At 44.2% G+C, this 15,649-nt stretch carries 16 protein-coding genes; all 16 read left to right on the top strand.

Going from position 1 to position 15,649, the window contains the following annotated elements; translation table 11 throughout:
• Window positions 1-1,144: putative lipid II flippase FtsW (gene ftsW, locus PBN151_RS29965; protein WP_370510465.1), on the top strand; the 1,144-nt coding region annotated here is incomplete at its 5' end.
• 7 nt (window positions 1,145-1,151) lie between these two features.
• Window positions 1,152-2,285 (top strand): FtsW/RodA/SpoVE family cell cycle protein, encoded by a 1,134-nt coding sequence (locus PBN151_RS29960; protein WP_083545399.1) that lies wholly within the window; start codon window positions 1,152-1,154, stop codon window positions 2,283-2,285.
• A 149-nt stretch (window positions 2,286-2,434) separates the two neighbouring features.
• A complete protein-coding gene (gene fabG, locus PBN151_RS29955; protein WP_072732232.1) occupies window positions 2,435-3,214 on the top strand; it encodes a 3-oxoacyl-ACP reductase FabG in 780 nt (259 codons plus the stop codon).
• Between the two features lie 159 nt (window positions 3,215-3,373).
• Window positions 3,374-3,805, top strand: coding sequence for a GNAT family N-acetyltransferase (locus PBN151_RS29950; RefSeq protein WP_072732231.1), 432 nt, complete (start codon window positions 3,374-3,376; stop codon window positions 3,803-3,805).
• 194 nt (window positions 3,806-3,999) lie between these two features.
• Window positions 4,000-4,548 (top strand): GNAT family N-acetyltransferase, encoded by a 549-nt coding sequence (locus PBN151_RS29945; protein WP_072732230.1) that lies wholly within the window; start codon window positions 4,000-4,002, stop codon window positions 4,546-4,548.
• A gap of 124 nt (window positions 4,549-4,672) precedes the next feature.
• Window positions 4,673-5,707: a right-handed parallel beta-helix repeat-containing protein gene (locus PBN151_RS29940; protein WP_227775232.1), complete on the top strand. Its 1,035-nt coding sequence runs from the start codon at window positions 4,673-4,675 to the stop codon at window positions 5,705-5,707.
• A 196-nt stretch (window positions 5,708-5,903) separates the two neighbouring features.
• Window positions 5,904-6,707, top strand: coding sequence for a 2,4-dienoyl-CoA reductase (gene fadH / locus PBN151_RS29935; protein WP_175560840.1), 804 nt, complete (start codon window positions 5,904-5,906; stop codon window positions 6,705-6,707).
• A 236-nt stretch (window positions 6,708-6,943) separates the two neighbouring features.
• Window positions 6,944-7,552 carry a helix-turn-helix transcriptional regulator gene (locus tag PBN151_RS29930; RefSeq protein ID WP_072732229.1) on the top strand — a complete coding sequence of 203 codons (609 nt, stop codon included), beginning with the start codon at window positions 6,944-6,946 and terminating at the stop codon, window positions 7,550-7,552.
• Window positions 7,553-7,695: 143 nt separating this feature from the next.
• Entirely contained in the window at window positions 7,696-7,899 is a 204-nt protein-coding gene (locus PBN151_RS29925; protein ID WP_065290921.1) for a hypothetical protein, read from the top strand.
• 223 nt (window positions 7,900-8,122) lie between these two features.
• Entirely contained in the window at window positions 8,123-8,782 is a 660-nt protein-coding gene (locus PBN151_RS29920; protein WP_072732228.1) for an ATP-binding cassette domain-containing protein, read from the top strand.
• A gap of 20 nt (window positions 8,783-8,802) precedes the next feature.
• A complete protein-coding gene (locus tag PBN151_RS29915; protein WP_072732227.1) occupies window positions 8,803-10,128 on the top strand; it encodes a hypothetical protein in 1,326 nt (441 codons plus the stop codon).
• Entirely contained in the window at window positions 10,116-10,283 is a 168-nt protein-coding gene (locus tag PBN151_RS31640) for a hypothetical protein (protein ID WP_175560838.1), read from the top strand. The genes PBN151_RS29915 and PBN151_RS31640 overlap by 13 nt, the downstream gene beginning before the upstream one ends.
• A 51-nt stretch (window positions 10,284-10,334) precedes the next feature.
• Window positions 10,335-10,988 (top strand): ABC-2 transporter permease, encoded by a 654-nt coding sequence (locus PBN151_RS29910; RefSeq protein ID WP_139295462.1) that lies wholly within the window; start codon window positions 10,335-10,337, stop codon window positions 10,986-10,988.
• On the top strand, window positions 10,988-11,896 hold the full coding sequence (locus tag PBN151_RS29905) for an ABC transporter ATP-binding protein (RefSeq protein ID WP_072732225.1): 909 nt from the start codon (window positions 10,988-10,990) through the stop codon (window positions 11,894-11,896). Before PBN151_RS29910 ends, PBN151_RS29905 begins: the two co-directional genes overlap by 1 nt.
• 149 nt (window positions 11,897-12,045) lie before the next feature.
• Window positions 12,046-13,206: a DUF6348 family protein gene (locus PBN151_RS29900; RefSeq protein WP_072732224.1), complete on the top strand. Its 1,161-nt coding sequence runs from the start codon at window positions 12,046-12,048 to the stop codon at window positions 13,204-13,206.
• A 133-nt stretch (window positions 13,207-13,339) separates the two neighbouring features.
• Window positions 13,340-15,331 carry a S9 family peptidase gene (locus tag PBN151_RS29895; RefSeq protein ID WP_072732223.1) on the top strand — a complete coding sequence of 664 codons (1,992 nt, stop codon included), beginning with the start codon at window positions 13,340-13,342 and terminating at the stop codon, window positions 15,329-15,331.
• Window positions 15,332-15,649: the final 318 nt, after the last annotated feature.

The following is a 15,649-nucleotide window of genomic DNA, read 5'->3' as shown; positions in this document are numbered from 1 at the left end:
GGAACCTACAATCACAAGAGGCCGACCTGATTTCCTCTTACTTCTTTCGGTCGTGCTGCTCGCATGTTTTGGAACGGCTATGATCTTCAGTGCTAGTTCCGCGTTAAGCAGCTTGAAGCATGAGGATCCATGGTATTACACGTCGAGACAGGTCAAGTTCGCTTGCATTGGACTCCTTGGTATGTTCGTGATGATGAATATTCCAATACGAGTCTGGAAGAAGACGGCACCCTATCTCCTGCTGCTATCAGTAGTGATGCTGATTGTCGTAATGGCAGCCGGAAGCAGTATGAATGGGGCGAGAAGATGGATTGTTGTGGGCGGATTTCAGTTTCAACCCGTGGAATTTACGAAGCTTGCCCTCATTATGTACATATCATCACTTATCAGCAACAAGGGAGAACGCATTCGAAGCTTCAAGAAAGGCCTGCTGCCTATTCTCATTGTCGTCAGCTTCATTTCCTTGCTCATTATGAAGCAGCCTGATTTCGGGGCAGTTCTTATGCTGCTCTTCATCTGCCTAACCGTCATGATTGTTGGCGGTGTGCATTTGCGTCAACTAGCAGTTTTATTTCTTGCTGCTCTCCCTGTCCTCATCTTCTTGGCATTCAGTCAGAGCTATCGCTTGCAACGGATTGCTTCATTTATAAATCCGTATGATGACCAACAGGGTTCAGGCTATCAACTGATTCAATCCATCTATGCATTGGCACATGGTGGTATAACAGGAACCGGATTCGGTCATGGAATTCAGAAGCTGTTCTATCTACCTGAAGCGCATACGGATTTTATATTTGCGGTCATCGGAGAAGAATTCGGCTTTCTTGGCTCAAGTCTGGTTGTATTCGTTTTCTTTGTCCTAGTTGTAAGAGGCTTCATGTCTGCGCTGACTAGTGATGATCCATTTGCGATTATGCTAGGTACCGGAATCGTCAGTATGATCTTTATTCAGTTCATGCTTAACTTAGGAGCAGTGACCGGTCTACTACCCATTACTGGAGTTCCGCTTCCCTTTGTCAGTTATGGAGGCTCCTCCTTAATTCTATGTATGGCAAGTACGGGCATTATTCTTAGCATTTCTCGTGATAATTATCGAAGACAGCAGCTGCAAGGCAGCGGTCGGAAAGGAATTCATAAGGAATAGACCTATGATCATATTTTTGCGTAAACTTAGTAAGGTTGACAAGCTGACTCTCGTTATCGTCGGATGTCTCGTAGCTATTGGTACGTTAGCCGTGTATGAGGCAACGATAAATACGAAGCTGCATGGCATTCATATTAACAATCTCATCTTGTTCGGCGTATTCTGTGTCCCGATGCTGATTCTAGCAACAATTGACTACAATATATTAGTTGGGAAGCTATCCTATGTATGGTATGGATTAGGTATTGTGCTGCTCTTGCTCGTCATGTTCAAGGGGGAGAATATTAATGGAGCAGTTCGCTGGGTTAGTATTGGAAGCTTCCAACTGCAACCGTCAGAGATGATGAAGATTGCTACAGTATTGCTGGCGGCTCATCTGCTGCAGAAGCGGGGAGGGGATCAGCTTCGCTTCGTACAGGACATCCTGCCACTTGCCGCAGTATTTCTCTTGCCCACAGTAATCATCATGAAGCAGCCGGACTTAGGCACCGCACTCGTATTTATCGCCGTGATGATAAGTATGTTGTGGATGGGAAATGTGAAGGCGACTTACATGATCATTTGCCTCTCCGTGATCGCAATTGCGGTTGGAACAATCTGCTGGCTCTATTTCGTGGATCATGAGTTGCTGGCCAAACTTGTAAAGCCGCATCAGATGTCGAGGATTCAGACCTTTCTTGATCCAACCAGCGACCCTGATAAGTCATGGCATGTGAAAAATGCAATGAGCGCCATAGGGACAGGCGGACTAAGCGGAAGTGAAGGATTTTACATGGATCGGGGCTTCATTCCGTATGCGTATTCGGATTCCATCTATGTTGTTATTGGGGAAAAGTACGGGTTTATCGGATCTTCCATCTTGCTTCTGCTGTACTTCATGCTTATCTATCGAATTGTCCTCATTGCAAATATGAGCATGAACCTGGCGGGGGGGTATCTCGTAATTGGCTTAGTAGGCATGATCGTCTTCCAGGTGTTCGTGAATATAGGCATGCACATCGGACTTGTCCCTCTAACCGGGCTATCATTGCCGTTCATTAGTTACGGAGGAAGCTCCTTGCTTACGAACATGCTTACGATTGGCTTGGTCATGAGTGTACATGTTCATCGGGATACCATCCCTCTGCAAATTACTGCATAAGAAGCAGGGCTCAAACTTCAGAGGATTTTATGAGCGATCAAGCGTTTATAACTCAAGTTGCCTCCACATTTGGATATGTAGTACGATAATAAGGAATCTAAGTACTGGGATATTGTAGCACATATTACAGGGGATAGGAGCGCTTTTACATGCTGACGCCACTGAAGGATAAGACGGTCGTTGTGACTGGAGCAAGCAAAGGAATCGGTAAAGGAATTGCGAGAACATTCGCCGCAAAGGGTGCGAAAGTCGCAGTTGTCGCACGCAGCCTGACGAAAGCGGAGGAAACCGCAACTGAAATCCGAGAGAACGGAGGCGTTGCTCATGCCTTCGAAGGCAATGTCGCCGATTTGGAATCGATGAAGAGCGTTGCGAGCGAAACGGAAAGTACTTTCGGGGGGATTGACGTGCTTTGTGCCAATGCCGGTATTTTTCCGAATGCAACGATTGAGGAGATGACAGGAGAGCATTGGGATCAGGTGATGAACACGAATGCACGCGGGACGCTGTTTTCCCTTCAAGCCTGCCTGCCTTTTTTGAAGAAAGCGGAGTATGGCCGGATTATTGTTACCTCTTCCATTACGGGTCCGGCTACCGGTTATGTCGGATGGTCGCACTACGGTGCGAGCAAAGCCGCTCAACTTGGATTCATGCGCAGTGCGGCGCTCGAGCTTGCGCGTTACAATATCACAATCAACGCCGTCATGCCCGGTAACATCATGACGGAAGGCTTGGAAGGTCTTGGGGATCATTATCTGAACACGATGACAGCGTCCGTTCCGCTCAAGCGGCTTGGAAGCGTCGAAGATATCGCCTACGCCGCTCTTTTTTTGGCTTCGAGGGAGGCAGGTTATATTACGGGTCAAACTATCATCGTTGATGGCGGTCAGCTTCTTCCAGAGAGTCTGGAAGCGATGGGGCAGAACTGATACATAAAATGATTGAAAACAGGCAGGTTCATTTGTAATAACCGATTAGAACGGCAAAGGGAGAATATGATGATGTCGTACATGGGTTGGAGCAGTGTAATTAAGATCATTAATAAATCGTGGAAAGGAGCGTGATGAAAAAATAGGAGGATTGTTATTATGAAAAACAGAAAAGCGACAGTAAATGATCATGAGCTCATTTTGAATTTGTGGGATAGATCTGTAACCGCTACCCATCATTTTTTGAAACTTGAAGATAAGCTGGAAATTCGTAAAGAAATCCCTTTTTATTTTCCTCATCTTGATGTGCGTCTTTGGTTTGTTGAAGGCTCTTTCGTCGGCTTTTCGGGTACCAATGAGAACCATTTGGAGATGTTGTTTTTAGATCCCGACGAGATCGGAAAAGGGTACGGAACACAAATCATTCAATTGCTTATCAAGGAGTTTGGGGTGAATTCAGTTGATGTCAATACAGATAATGAGCGTGCAAAAATGTATTATCTGAAAAATGGATTCTCGATCGTAGACGGATCGCAAACGGATAGTAGCGGACGCCCTTATCCGATCTTGCATTTGAAGCTGTCAAAATAGTATGACGAGGTAATCATTTGGCGGAGAATACGCACGTACTCCATTTAAGAAGCGATAGGAAATAGATTCTATAAAAGGATGAGTCCAGAAAGGGTCATTTCCCTAGCTTAAAGACTCATCCTTGTTTGTTTTGTTTAGAAAGTATGCTTGGTTCTAGCTTTCCGGTAACCTGGTTTCAAGGAGGATTATATGAAATGATAATAGATGATAGAGAATTCAACGTTAACGGTCTTAGTTATACGATTCGATCTGCGGTGAACAGCGACGCGACAGCGTTATCTATAGTAAGAATGCAAATTGATGGGGAGACCGAAAATATGGATCGCGAACAAGGAGAGGCCTTCATCGATGTCAGCGGATTCGAACAGATAATCAAATCGGACTCCGAGAGCTCAAGAAATTTGTTTCTCGTTGCTGTTATACAGAATCGAATCGTCGGATTTTCGAGATGCGCGGGAACTTATTTGAAACGATTCTCACATAAAGTTGAATTTGGAGTATGTGTATTGAAAGAATATTGGGGATACGGCATTGGCAAAAAACTGATGCAGCAGTCGATTGCATGGGCAGAAGCCAACGGGATTAAGAAAATTACGTTGAATGTGCTGGAAACGAATGAAAGTGCGATTCGCCTTTACAAAAAGCTTGGCTTTGAGGTAGAAGGAATTTTAAAAAAGGATAAGCTCTTGTCAGACGGTCATTATTATAACACGATCGTAATGGCACGATTTTCAGCTGAATAACATCCACGATAGCTATAACTGCTGCAATTGTAAATTGTATCGTATGAACCCTCTGTCAGAAAAGTATATTTAAGTATCAATACGATGAGGAGGAATGGGGATGCGAATAGCTGATCCGTGTACGTTGCGATCACAACGAGGATGGGTGTACGGCCTGATCTTGTTACTAGTAATTAGCTCAGTACCAACCCAAGCTTTAGCTTGGAGCAGTAGTGCCGGGGAACCATTATCAGCAAGCATCAGAATTGATGTGAAGGAGATAACTTGCAATACGGCATCCTGTTTATCCAAGGCATTGAAGAGTGTTAGTCCAGGGAGCTCTATCGTGCTTGCGCCGGGAACATATACGGGTAGTTTTTCCTCAGACATTAATGGATCATCTGGCCAGCCTATTGTAATTCGCAGTGCTGACCCTACCAATCCTGCTGTACTATCCGGAACTTCAACCTCATCGGGATATGCCCTGCGGGTACGAGGCGATTATTGGGAGATACGCAATCTCAAATTTACGAATGCACAGAAGGGTATCATCCTGGATCATTCCAATTATTCGCTCATCAGCGATGTAGAAGTGTACAATACAGGCATGGAGGGTGTGCATTTCCGAGATGGCAGCTCATACAACACGATACAGAACTCAAGCATCCATCACACAGGAAGAACGTCTCCTGGATATGGGGAAGGTGTATACGTGGGTTCTGCTGAAGGGGCTGGCTACAATCAAGCGACGCACTACAACACCATACGCAATGTTGGATTCGGCCCTCATGTCACTGCTGAACATGTTGATATTAAGGAAAGAACAATCGGAACTATTGTGGAAAATTGCACATTTTACGGCGAGGGAATCAGTGGGGCGAACTATGCGGACAGCTTTATCGATGTGAAGGGCAATGATGCCATCATACGCAATAATGTGGGGTATCAGGGCAACAACAATGTGATCGTAGATGCTTTCCAGCTCCATGAGGTTGTAACCGGATGGGGAATCAACAATCAATTCATGAATAACACTGTGTACATGGATAATGCAGATGCCTACGTCATTGCTGCATATAATCATTCAAGTGCTCAAGCAGCCAATACGGTTCGATCCCCCGCTGGGAATATGTATAGAGGCAATATAACTGTACATGTAACCGATGTTCAAATGAAATAAGTAGGAGAGCGTTTACAGATATAAATACGTGTGGTATGGTAAATGTAAAATTATGTATTGTATTCGCTTGCATAATATCAACAAGGTGACGATCGGATAAGATTGCGAACTCCCTAGTGTGATGCCTCATTTCCGATCTGCTCAGAATGGAAGCAGAAACCTGTGTGTGATGAAGCAAATAAGGGGGAACGCAGAAATGGAGCAAGATCTTTTGCAGGGTAAAGTGGCTATAATTACGGGAGGATCATCCGGGATGGGGAAGGATATGGCATTCTACTTTGCTCGTCTTGGAGCTTCAGTCATGATTTGTGGTAGGAGCATGGAACGATTGCGTCCAGTCGTAGAAGAAATCACATCGCATGGAGGAAAGGCAAAGGCATATGAGTGCGATGTACGTGATCCCGAAACGGTGCAAGCCATGGTGCATGAAACGGTACAGACATGGGGCGGCATTGACATTCTCGTGAATAATGCGGCAGGCAATTTCGTGTGCAGGGCCGAGGATTTGACCGTGAATGGCTGGAACGCAGTGGAGAATATCGTACTTAACGGAACATGGTACTGCAGTCAGACTGTTGGAAAACAAATGATTGCAGCTGGTAATGGAGGCGCGATTCTTAATATTGTTGCCAGTTATGCTTGGACAGGAGGTCCAGGAGTCGTGCATTCCGCTTCCGCGAAGGCTGGAGTTATTGCCATGTCGCGCACGCTTGCTTCAGAATGGGGGAAATACGGAATCCGCATCAACTGTCTCGCACCAGGCCCGATTGAAGGAACCGGCGGAATTGAGAAGCTGATGGCCAATGAGCAAATGAAGGAAGCGGTAATTGATAACGTTGCACTGAAGCGATTAGGGACGAAAGAGGAAATTTCTTCTGTCGCAGCTTTCTTGGTCTCCCGCTACTCTTCCTTCATTACGGGTGACGTGATTACCGTGGACGGCGGTAGCTGGCTGGATACAGGCTTTCTTCACCAGTGGGAACGTACTGGAGCAATGTAAGACAGCATACCGTTCTGATGATGAGTATTACGAGGACATAATTAAAACGACTTCTTTATGAGGAAGTCGTTTTAATTATGCATGACAGGAAACGATAAAACGGAAATGATACAAATTGTACAGCGGGATATTGTTGACAGAAGAAGGATAGTGGACTACCATATCTATGGAGATATTTTCCTAATATAGTACTATTTGTGTTGATATTCGTGGAATATAAGGAGGTTGCAATTATAGTGGATGTTTGTAAAGTGTTAATTGTTTGCGATCACCCTTTAAAAGCATCTGCATTAAAAGAAATTGTGGAAGGAGTCAGTCTTACAGAGGCAATGTTATTGGAGGATCCCGACAAATCGGCATTTGACCAATTGCCAAATGTCAATATAGATGTGGCGCTAGTGGCTATGGAAGAATTCGATAATCAATTGGACATCATTTCGATCATAAATAAAACTCTACCCACATCGAAAATCGTTGTACTTTCAGATCATATCTCATTTTATCACATGTCAGAGCTGGGTTTAAGCGGTATTCTTCCTAGGAAATCGAAAAAGAATCAGATTACCAGAATGATAAGTACAGTTATGCATGGGGAAACGATTGTCCCCATCTCCAGCATAACCCAACTATATTCCCCCAATGACAGCATGAAAGTGCTGACCGTACATGAACAACGTATCTTGTCTTTTGTCCTCCGCAAATTTACGAATATGCAAATTGCAAAACAGCTCTTTGTAAGTACCAGAACCGTCGAGAATTACTTGAGGCGAATCTATGAAAAGCTGGGCGTCCGTTCAAGAGGGGAATGTATTGAGATGATGAAGAGTAGAAACATTCATCAGTAAAAGTGGTAATACCGAAGAGACTGTTGCGGGATACCGAAGCAAAAAATTCGTTTTCCACCTAATTCCAATTTCGGGATAGTAACCCTTATATTTGAGGTAGGCAGCAAATGTAGGTTGAAACTATGAAAATGGAGGGATTTTGAATGGGTGCTTTGATTTCAAGAATTGCTCGGTATTTGATCAGCAGATGGAATGGTCTCAGCAGTTGGGTGAAGAAAGCAATTGAGTACATTGCAGGATCGGCGATCGTTGAGGCGATTATGAACGGATACGATGCTTTGGTGAACTACTTGTCCGGTTTCGGCCAGTCCGTGTTGGAAGCTATTGCACGCATTTTGGGGCTGTAATAAAGAAAACGCTTAGCACGCTACGATATGAACCTATCATCCCGGTTCAAGAATAGAAGAGGCGTCATCTATACTTGTTCATCATTACATGCTAAGCGGGTATGACGCAAAAGGAATAACTTGCCGGTTGCTTCCTTTTGCCTGTTATTGATATCTGATTTGTCGATAACCTATATTTGCTGCCGTCACCACATATTACATTATATTGGGGAAGAATTCAAATATGCCACATTCTACTTTAGAAGTTTCTAATTTATCCAAGGCATTTCAAAAGCAATCGTTATTCGAAAACGTAAACCTTCAAATCCGCTCGGGAGAAATTTGCGCGCTCGTCGGCAAGAATGGGATGGGGAAAACCATATTTTTAAAATGCATATTAGGTTATGAACCGTTCGATGACGGAGAAGTTACGATTGCCGGTCACCATTTGAACAATCGTGAACAGATTAGGCTGCACTCCGCCTATATCCCGTCTGACGGTCATGACCTATGCGACTTGCTGACTCCCCTGGAATATTATCGATTCATAGTAGCTGTTTATCAGTTGCCTGAAAAAGAAACGCTGCATTATGCCCGTGATCTTTCCAAACGGCTAGGAATAGAATCCCACCTTGAACGGCTAATGAAGGAATTGTCTTTTGGAACGAAAAAGAAAGCCCTGCTTCTAGGCGCCTTATTATATGATCCTGCATTATTGATATGTGATGAGATATTTGAGGGACTTGATCAATCTTCAGTGGAAGCCGTGATCAGTCTATTTCAAGAACGTGCTAGGAATAATAGGTCTGTATTATTTACGACTCATTTGCAAGACTTGCTCGAAGCAGTATCTACAGTCGTGTACCGGATAGAGAACAATCAGATTATGCAGATAGCCAAATAGCGAGTGAGGACAGAGACGTTATGTTAATGAAGGAATATCGGCAGCTTTATTCGAGAATACTTGGGTATTCGTTTTCGTGGGCGCTGTCGATTATCAGCGCTCTAATTGCAGGGGGATTGGCGTTCGTAGCCTTATTGTATGTAACAGATACAGAGCTTGTTTTGAAATCCATTCCTTCCATACTTTTCTTTTTGCATGTCATTGCAATTTTTATGGAAGACCCGAAAAAAGGGAACATGGGCCATCTGTTTTCGTTTCTAAAGACGACACCTCTAAGAAAAGCACTTATTATTAGGATGAATTATGTATGCAAAGTTTTAAATCTTGATCAAATGCTGTTATATGCAGTTTTCATTCTTGTTTTTCTTTTGTGCCAGGTTGCGTGGGTAGACGTGCTGATTTTGTTTACAAGGCTGTTCATCATGCTCTTTATAGCTCAGATGATTGAGTATGTTTACATATTTTATAAAGAAAAATTTCTTTCTCATTTTGCGTTTCCGGTTCTTTTGCTGGTTATCAGCTTACTCGTCAGCAATGCAAAACAACTTCAGTATCACATACAGGTGATTTTCAGCCATTATTTCGATATAATAATAATATCTGGATTTGTGTTGACAGCCATCATTTGCCCCATCATTGTGTCCAAATTGCTAGTAGCTCAAAAAAAGTCTGTCCCCGCTGCCGTAATTCGGTTAAGCCGTTCAATGTCTAAGCTCTCCCACATCTATGTCATGCCTTCGCAATGGAAATCGCTTATGGGATATCAATTATTGGCTTACGTACGAAATATTCAAATTTTATCGAAGTATGCTCTTATCGCATCATTGACCGTAGCATATTCTACGTTTAGCTATATGCTGCGAGAGGACACGAACAGCTCGATAAACTTCATGGTAATGGCCTATATTATGAGTATTTACTTCTTCAGTGAGATTCGATTGAATTTTCTACTTGAAAAGCACTCGCTGCTGCGTTTTTTTCCGGTTTCCACATTTGTGGAAACAAGGATCGTGCAGAGCTGCGGGCTGCTGTTTGTCTGTTTATTCGGATCAATCGGCTTCATTTACAGATACATGCTTATAGACATTTCAATCATTGTATTGGCAAAAAGCCTTCTTTACTTAAATTTCTGCTATTTGATCGGCACCCGATTCCGTATTGCAAGTCCTCCTATTTCGAAAGTACATAGGTTGAAACTAGTTGCGTTATACAGTGCATTATGCCTGTTAGCGTTAGTTATCATTTATAACTTTCATATAATCATCGACGTGTTCATCATTATTGCATTTGGCTGGCAGGCAAGCAGAAAAAGAAATAAAAGGGAGGAGATAACATGGCGCATCTAATTATACTTATCGGCCTTATTGGTTACATCGTGTTTCGCTCAAGCACGCCTTATCAGTATATTTTTGTCGTTATTATGATCGTTGGCTTGGTTATGGCGTTCACAGGGAACAGAAAAAAGAAAGGCGCTGATCAGGTTGAGCATCATGACAAATAAAGAAAAGGGGGCGGCCTGACCGGCATGTACGCAATTGCGAAGAGGGAATTTTTGACGTTATTTAAAAGCTTTAAATCCGTTGCGATAGTGCTATTGTTTTGTATCGTTGCTTTCTCAATATCGAATTTCGTGAAAAATAATCCGAGTTTGATGTTCGGAGAAGAATCAAATCCCTATGTATCAGGTATTCGTTTCCTTGTAACGGTGCTTGGTTTTTTATTTGTCTTAACCCTTTCCCACGATACGATTAATCGGGAAGTGGAGAGCCAAACCATTCGATTTGTCGTGACTAAAGTACCGAAGACGTCCATCGTTTTCGGGAAATATCTCGGCATTTTATTGTTCTGGGCAGTATGTCTGGCCTGTTCATTCATAGTCATTTTCCTAAGTATCGGGCAGCTTTATATTTTAGAATATATTCGACTAATCGTGTTTATTTCGTTTGCCGTCGGTGTGAATATGCTGTTATCCACAATCATTCCCAAAGGTAGTTATTCGATTTTCGCGAGCTTGCTGTGTGGACTACTGTTACCAGCCGCTGGAATGTGGAGCGTTTTTACGGAAAATCAAGCATCTCAGCTCATTAAATATGCAACTCCTTATTATTATCTCATTGAATCGAACTGGAAATCCTATTTTCCGTTCGTGATTTCCATCCTGTTTGTATATGTGTCCATTTTCATTTTCAGGAGGAAGGACTTATAATGAATGCGCTCGAGGTACACGGTCTGAAAAAGAAATATAAAGATACATATGTCGTTAAGGGAGTTACATTTGAAGTAAAGCGTGGGGAATTGTTCGGATTTCTTGGCAAAAACGGAGCGGGGAAGTCAACGACTATCAATATGCTGACCGGGATTGTTCGTCCGACGGAAGGCAGTATTCATATACTGGGGGAGAATCATGCCCGGATTAACGAAATCAAAAGCAAGATTGGCGTTATGCCGGATGCAGCTAATTATTATTATGACATGACCGCACTTGGGCACCTGATTTATTTTTCTGAATTGAAACGAATGAAATCGAAACGAGATGATCTCGTTGAACTCTTGGGAATCGTGGGTCTGCGAGGTCATGAAGAAAGCAAGGTAAGAGGGTTTTCGTTTGGCATGAAAAAAAAGCTCGGTATAGCGCAGGCGCTGCTCGGCGACCCGGAACTTATTTTCCTTGATGAACCTACTTCTGGACTAGATCCCGAATCGGCAGTCGATATTCAGCAAATCATTCGAAACCTTCATATCCAAGGTAAGACGATTTTTTTAACCTCACATAACCTCCACGAAGTGGAGATGTTATGCAGTAGAATCGCTATTATGGAACAGGGCGTCATTACCAAATACGGCACGATGGAAGACTTAAGAAAGGAATATCAGCAGCATATCGAATTATTATGCAAAATCAGTCCTTTGTCTTCCGAGCAGGGGGAACATATAAAAAAGCAACTCATCGATATCGCAGAGAACCTCGCTGTTTCAGAAAGGGAAATCACTTGCACAATCACTGATGAGGAAGCCATCCCTGATATCGTGCAAACGTTGGTGGACAACAAAGTGCGTCTTTATAAATTGGAGCCGAAGCAAGTTACGCTAGAGGATATTTTCTTTGAAAAATAGTTGCAGCAAAAAATTAAACAGGTGAAACGGATAGAGGCAGCATCAGTGATGCTGCTGTTTTCTTTTGGTGTGTCACTCGGCAGCCCTTGAAATATGGTATCCTTTGATAAAGCATATGAGCAAGCAGACATATAGGGAGGAGCTGCAAGATGACGAGAGAACAAGAAATCGCGCTGGATTGGGAAGAAGAAAAGATTGATGACCCCGCACATTTTTTGCTTCATCAAGGGATGAGAGGAATTTTTGAGGCTGAGGAAATGATAGAAGGGGACTGTATCATCATCCCGAAATGGGAACTTACGATACGTCCTCATGTGGCGAAGTGGACGGATCAGACGGTCATGCTACAGTTTCAAGTAAGTTCACCGAAATGGGATCGCGATATTTTCGAAACGACGGCGGGTATCGGCAGTAATCTAAAAAATGCATTCGGAACCGCAATAGGCGGCTTTGCCTTCTCACTCATGGAAGGAATCGCCTCCATGGAGCAGGACAGAAATCCTGAGACGCTGCATACGACATACGGAGATACCGTGCATCATTGGAAGGCGTATAAGAGCAATATCGTCGGCCTGGGAGAATCATCGCCTGAGATGGAAGAATCCCCATATTGGGAAACGCTTAAGGACGAAATCGCGAAGAGAATCGGCGATCAGAAGCTATGCTATATTAAAATTTATGCCGCAAAGCATGGTGACGACATTACTGGCGAGTGTCGCATTAATGACATTCCGAGTCCCGAATTGGGGCAGATAATAGCGGATATCGCTGGTAAGTGGCAGGTGGAAGGCTTTGCTTCTCAGAAGCAGTTTATTTTCTTACAGCAGTCGGAGGACACATATACACCGTATCCATATCAGCCGGAGCAAATTGAGGATGCCACGCATACAGCGGTACGCCTCTTCATGGAGTGCGATACGCAGGAGAAGTACGACAGTTTCCCGGATTTATTGGCTGAGAGATTGCAGGATGCTGATTTAGCCCAAGAGCTATACGCCTTTTTGCCTGAGATCTGTGCAGAGCATGCTTTCGATATGCTTACTTACAACGAAGAGATGCTTTTGTATAGGGGAGATGAATCCTTCCGTGTGTATCGGACTCAATTTGCCAGCTATTTTATGATTTCTGCTGCATTGTTTGAGGGCTTCCGTACAGGAGAATTTGATGATGACATATACAAGCAATATATAAGTGTCAGCTCTATTTACAACGTAATTTGCCAAGCGAAGGAGCAGGGAGCGGACTTGGTGAAGGATGGCGGCGTCTTGACGCTTTCTTACGGAATGTCGGAGCAATATCGATTTAGTTGAGGAGAGAGAGACACGTCGAGTTTATTAGCCTGTTGCGAGATTGGGAGCAATTGGCGGAAGTTAGCTCGAATGCACTTGTCTTTTTCCGGAAAAGAATGCCATACTATGTATATCAATCATGGGAGGTGTTGCAATGGAACGTCGTACCATCACAGCAGAAGATTTGTACCAGTTCGTCTGGTTGTCTGATCCGGATGTCAATCCTGCAGACGGAACGATTGCTTATGTAGCGAAGCAGGTCAATGAAGAGAAGAGCGGTTATTGCTCTCGCATACATATCTCGTCAGCAGATGGAACGAAGAGCAAGGTATTTACCCATGGAGAGCAGGATAGCGCTCCGGTCTGGTCGCCGGATGGCCAGAAGCTGGCCTTTCTTCGCAAGAAGGATAAGCACCAGCAGATTTGGACAATGGCAGCTGATGGCGGCGAAGCAGAGGCGATTACAAGCGCGGAGTTCGGAGTAAGCGCATTCTCATGGTCGCCGGATGGTTCCCGACTGTTGTACACAGCGAGTATCGATTCTTCCAAGAAAGAAGAGAAGGAGCAGCTTGCGGACGACAGTCAGAAGTCAGCCAAGCAGGTCATCGTTGTTGATCGGTTAAGATGCAAGGCAGATGGAAGAGGCTTGCTGGACGACAAGCGCACTCATTTATTTGTTCATCATATCGAAACAGGCCAATCCGTTCAATTGACTTCCGGAGATTATGATGTCCATGATTCCGTATGGTCACCAGACGGGAAGGAAGTGGCCTTTTCCACGAATCGTGTTGAGGATAAAGAAGTTGACCCTGATCTGGTTCTTAGTCAATTCATTTATATCATAAACTGTGAGGATAAAGTGTGCCGCCGTATAACGGAATCTGGTCTCGTCATCGGGAAGCTTGCATTCTCGCCGGACGGCCAATCGATTGCATTCTATGGACATGACCGACAATACGAGAACGCCACCCTGCTTAAGGTATACATCGTACCAGCAGCAGGAGGAGCACCTGAATGCGTTACTGCCGACCTTGATCTGTACGTAGGGAATGCAGCAGTTACCGATATGAAGGGTCTTGGATCCTCGCCACTCGTCTTTACATCAGACGGTTCTGCTGTATACTCGCTTGTCTCAGCTGAAGGCAATGTACAGCTCGCACGGATCTCGTTAGAAGGCAGCTGTGAATATGTAATGGTCGGTGATCGGGAGATAACTCAATTTACGATCACGAAGGACGGAGAGCAGATTGTATTCATTTCGGCTGATAGGCTGCAGCCCGGAGAGCTATTCATCAAGAATTTGGGCACAGGGCAAGAACAGCTGATTGAAGCCCCGAACGAACGTTTACTAGCGGAACTGACGCTAAGCCAGCCGGAATCGTTCTGGTTCCAGACAACCGATGGTTGGAAGGTGCAAGCTTGGATCATGAAGCCACCAGCAATGTCAGCAGGCGATAAGGTACCGACAATTGTTGAAATTCATGGCGGCCCGCATACGATGTATGCGAATTCCTTCATGCATGAGTTCCAACTGCTTGCCGCTCAAGGTTATGCGGTTCTCTATTCGAATCCGCGCGGGAGCCTCGGTTATGGCCAGAAGTTCGTGGATGCTTGCCGTGGGGATTATGGCGGGAAGGACTACGAGGACATTATGGAATCCGTTGATCAGGCGATTGCCCGCTACGACTTCATCGATGAAGATAGACTTGGCGTTACGGGCGGCAGCTATGGCGGATTCATGACGAACTGGGTTGTCGGCCATACGAATCGTTTCAAGGGAGCTGTTACACAGCGTTCGATCTCGAACTGGTTCTCATTCTATGGGGTTAGCGATATCGGTTATTTCTTTACCGAGTATCAGATCTGTGCACAGCCATGGGAAGACCCGGAGAAGCTCTGGAAGCATTCACCGCTCGCCTATGTGGACAATGTGCAGACACCGCTCCTTATTTTGCACGGAGAGCAGGATTTGCGCTGTCCAATCGAGCAGGCTGAGCAGCTATATGTAGCCTTGAAGCGCCTGGGCAAGACTACGCAGCTCGTGCGGTTCCCTGATGCGAATCATGATCTATCGCGCAACGGGCACCCAGAGCTTCGTGTAGAGCGTCTGAACCGAATTGTTGGCTGGATGAAGCAATATGTGTAGGTCTACCAACGATAGACATCTAGCAATCATTAAATCCGAATAGGAATTGGATAAGAACAGATTGGAAAGAATGTGCTTTCCATCTGTTCTTTTTTATATGAACCTTTCCAACTAAAATGTTAAGCTACATTGCCAACTTATATCTGATTCAATTAATAAATTTAGATGAATATTCCTCTTTGGAATGACACTGCAGTTTGCCGTAGGGTCAGTGTGCATTTTTATTCGGTATGTGAAGAAAGAAAATAAAGTATTAGACTGACGTTGCTTCATTAAGCTCCCTCAAAATGATTAAGTTTCCTCACTCAGACTCATGAA

This window comes from Paenibacillus sp. NAIST15-1 (assembly GCF_001894745.1).
GTDB classification, from domain to species: Bacteria; Bacillota; Bacilli; order Paenibacillales; family Paenibacillaceae; genus Paenibacillus_B; species Paenibacillus_B suaedae.
Note: the sequence above shows the minus strand (reverse complement) of the source record. Positions and strands in the feature narration are given on the sequence as shown.

Coding starts and splice junctions, on each gene's coding strand:
- PBN151_RS29920 (WP_072732228.1), top strand. CDS start 8,123: ATGCCACATTCTACTTTAGAAGTTTCTAATTTATCCAAGGCATTTCAA.
- PBN151_RS29915 (WP_072732227.1), top strand. CDS start 8,803: ATGTTAATGAAGGAATATCGGCAGCTTTATTCGAGAATACTTGGGTAT.
- PBN151_RS29950 (WP_072732231.1), top strand. CDS start 3,374: ATGAAAAACAGAAAAGCGACAGTAAATGATCATGAGCTCATTTTGAAT.
- PBN151_RS29905 (WP_072732225.1), top strand. CDS start 10,988: ATGAATGCGCTCGAGGTACACGGTCTGAAAAAGAAATATAAAGATACA.
- PBN151_RS29945 (WP_072732230.1), top strand. CDS start 4,000: ATGATAATAGATGATAGAGAATTCAACGTTAACGGTCTTAGTTATACG.
- PBN151_RS29900 (WP_072732224.1), top strand. CDS start 12,046: ATGACGAGAGAACAAGAAATCGCGCTGGATTGGGAAGAAGAAAAGATT.
- PBN151_RS29925 (WP_065290921.1), top strand. CDS start 7,696: ATGGGTGCTTTGATTTCAAGAATTGCTCGGTATTTGATCAGCAGATGG.
- PBN151_RS31640 (WP_175560838.1), top strand. CDS start 10,116: ATGGCGCATCTAATTATACTTATCGGCCTTATTGGTTACATCGTGTTT.
- fadH (WP_175560840.1), top strand. CDS start 5,904: ATGGAGCAAGATCTTTTGCAGGGTAAAGTGGCTATAATTACGGGAGGA.
- fabG (WP_072732232.1), top strand. CDS start 2,435: ATGCTGACGCCACTGAAGGATAAGACGGTCGTTGTGACTGGAGCAAGC.
- PBN151_RS29895 (WP_072732223.1), top strand. CDS start 13,340: ATGGAACGTCGTACCATCACAGCAGAAGATTTGTACCAGTTCGTCTGG.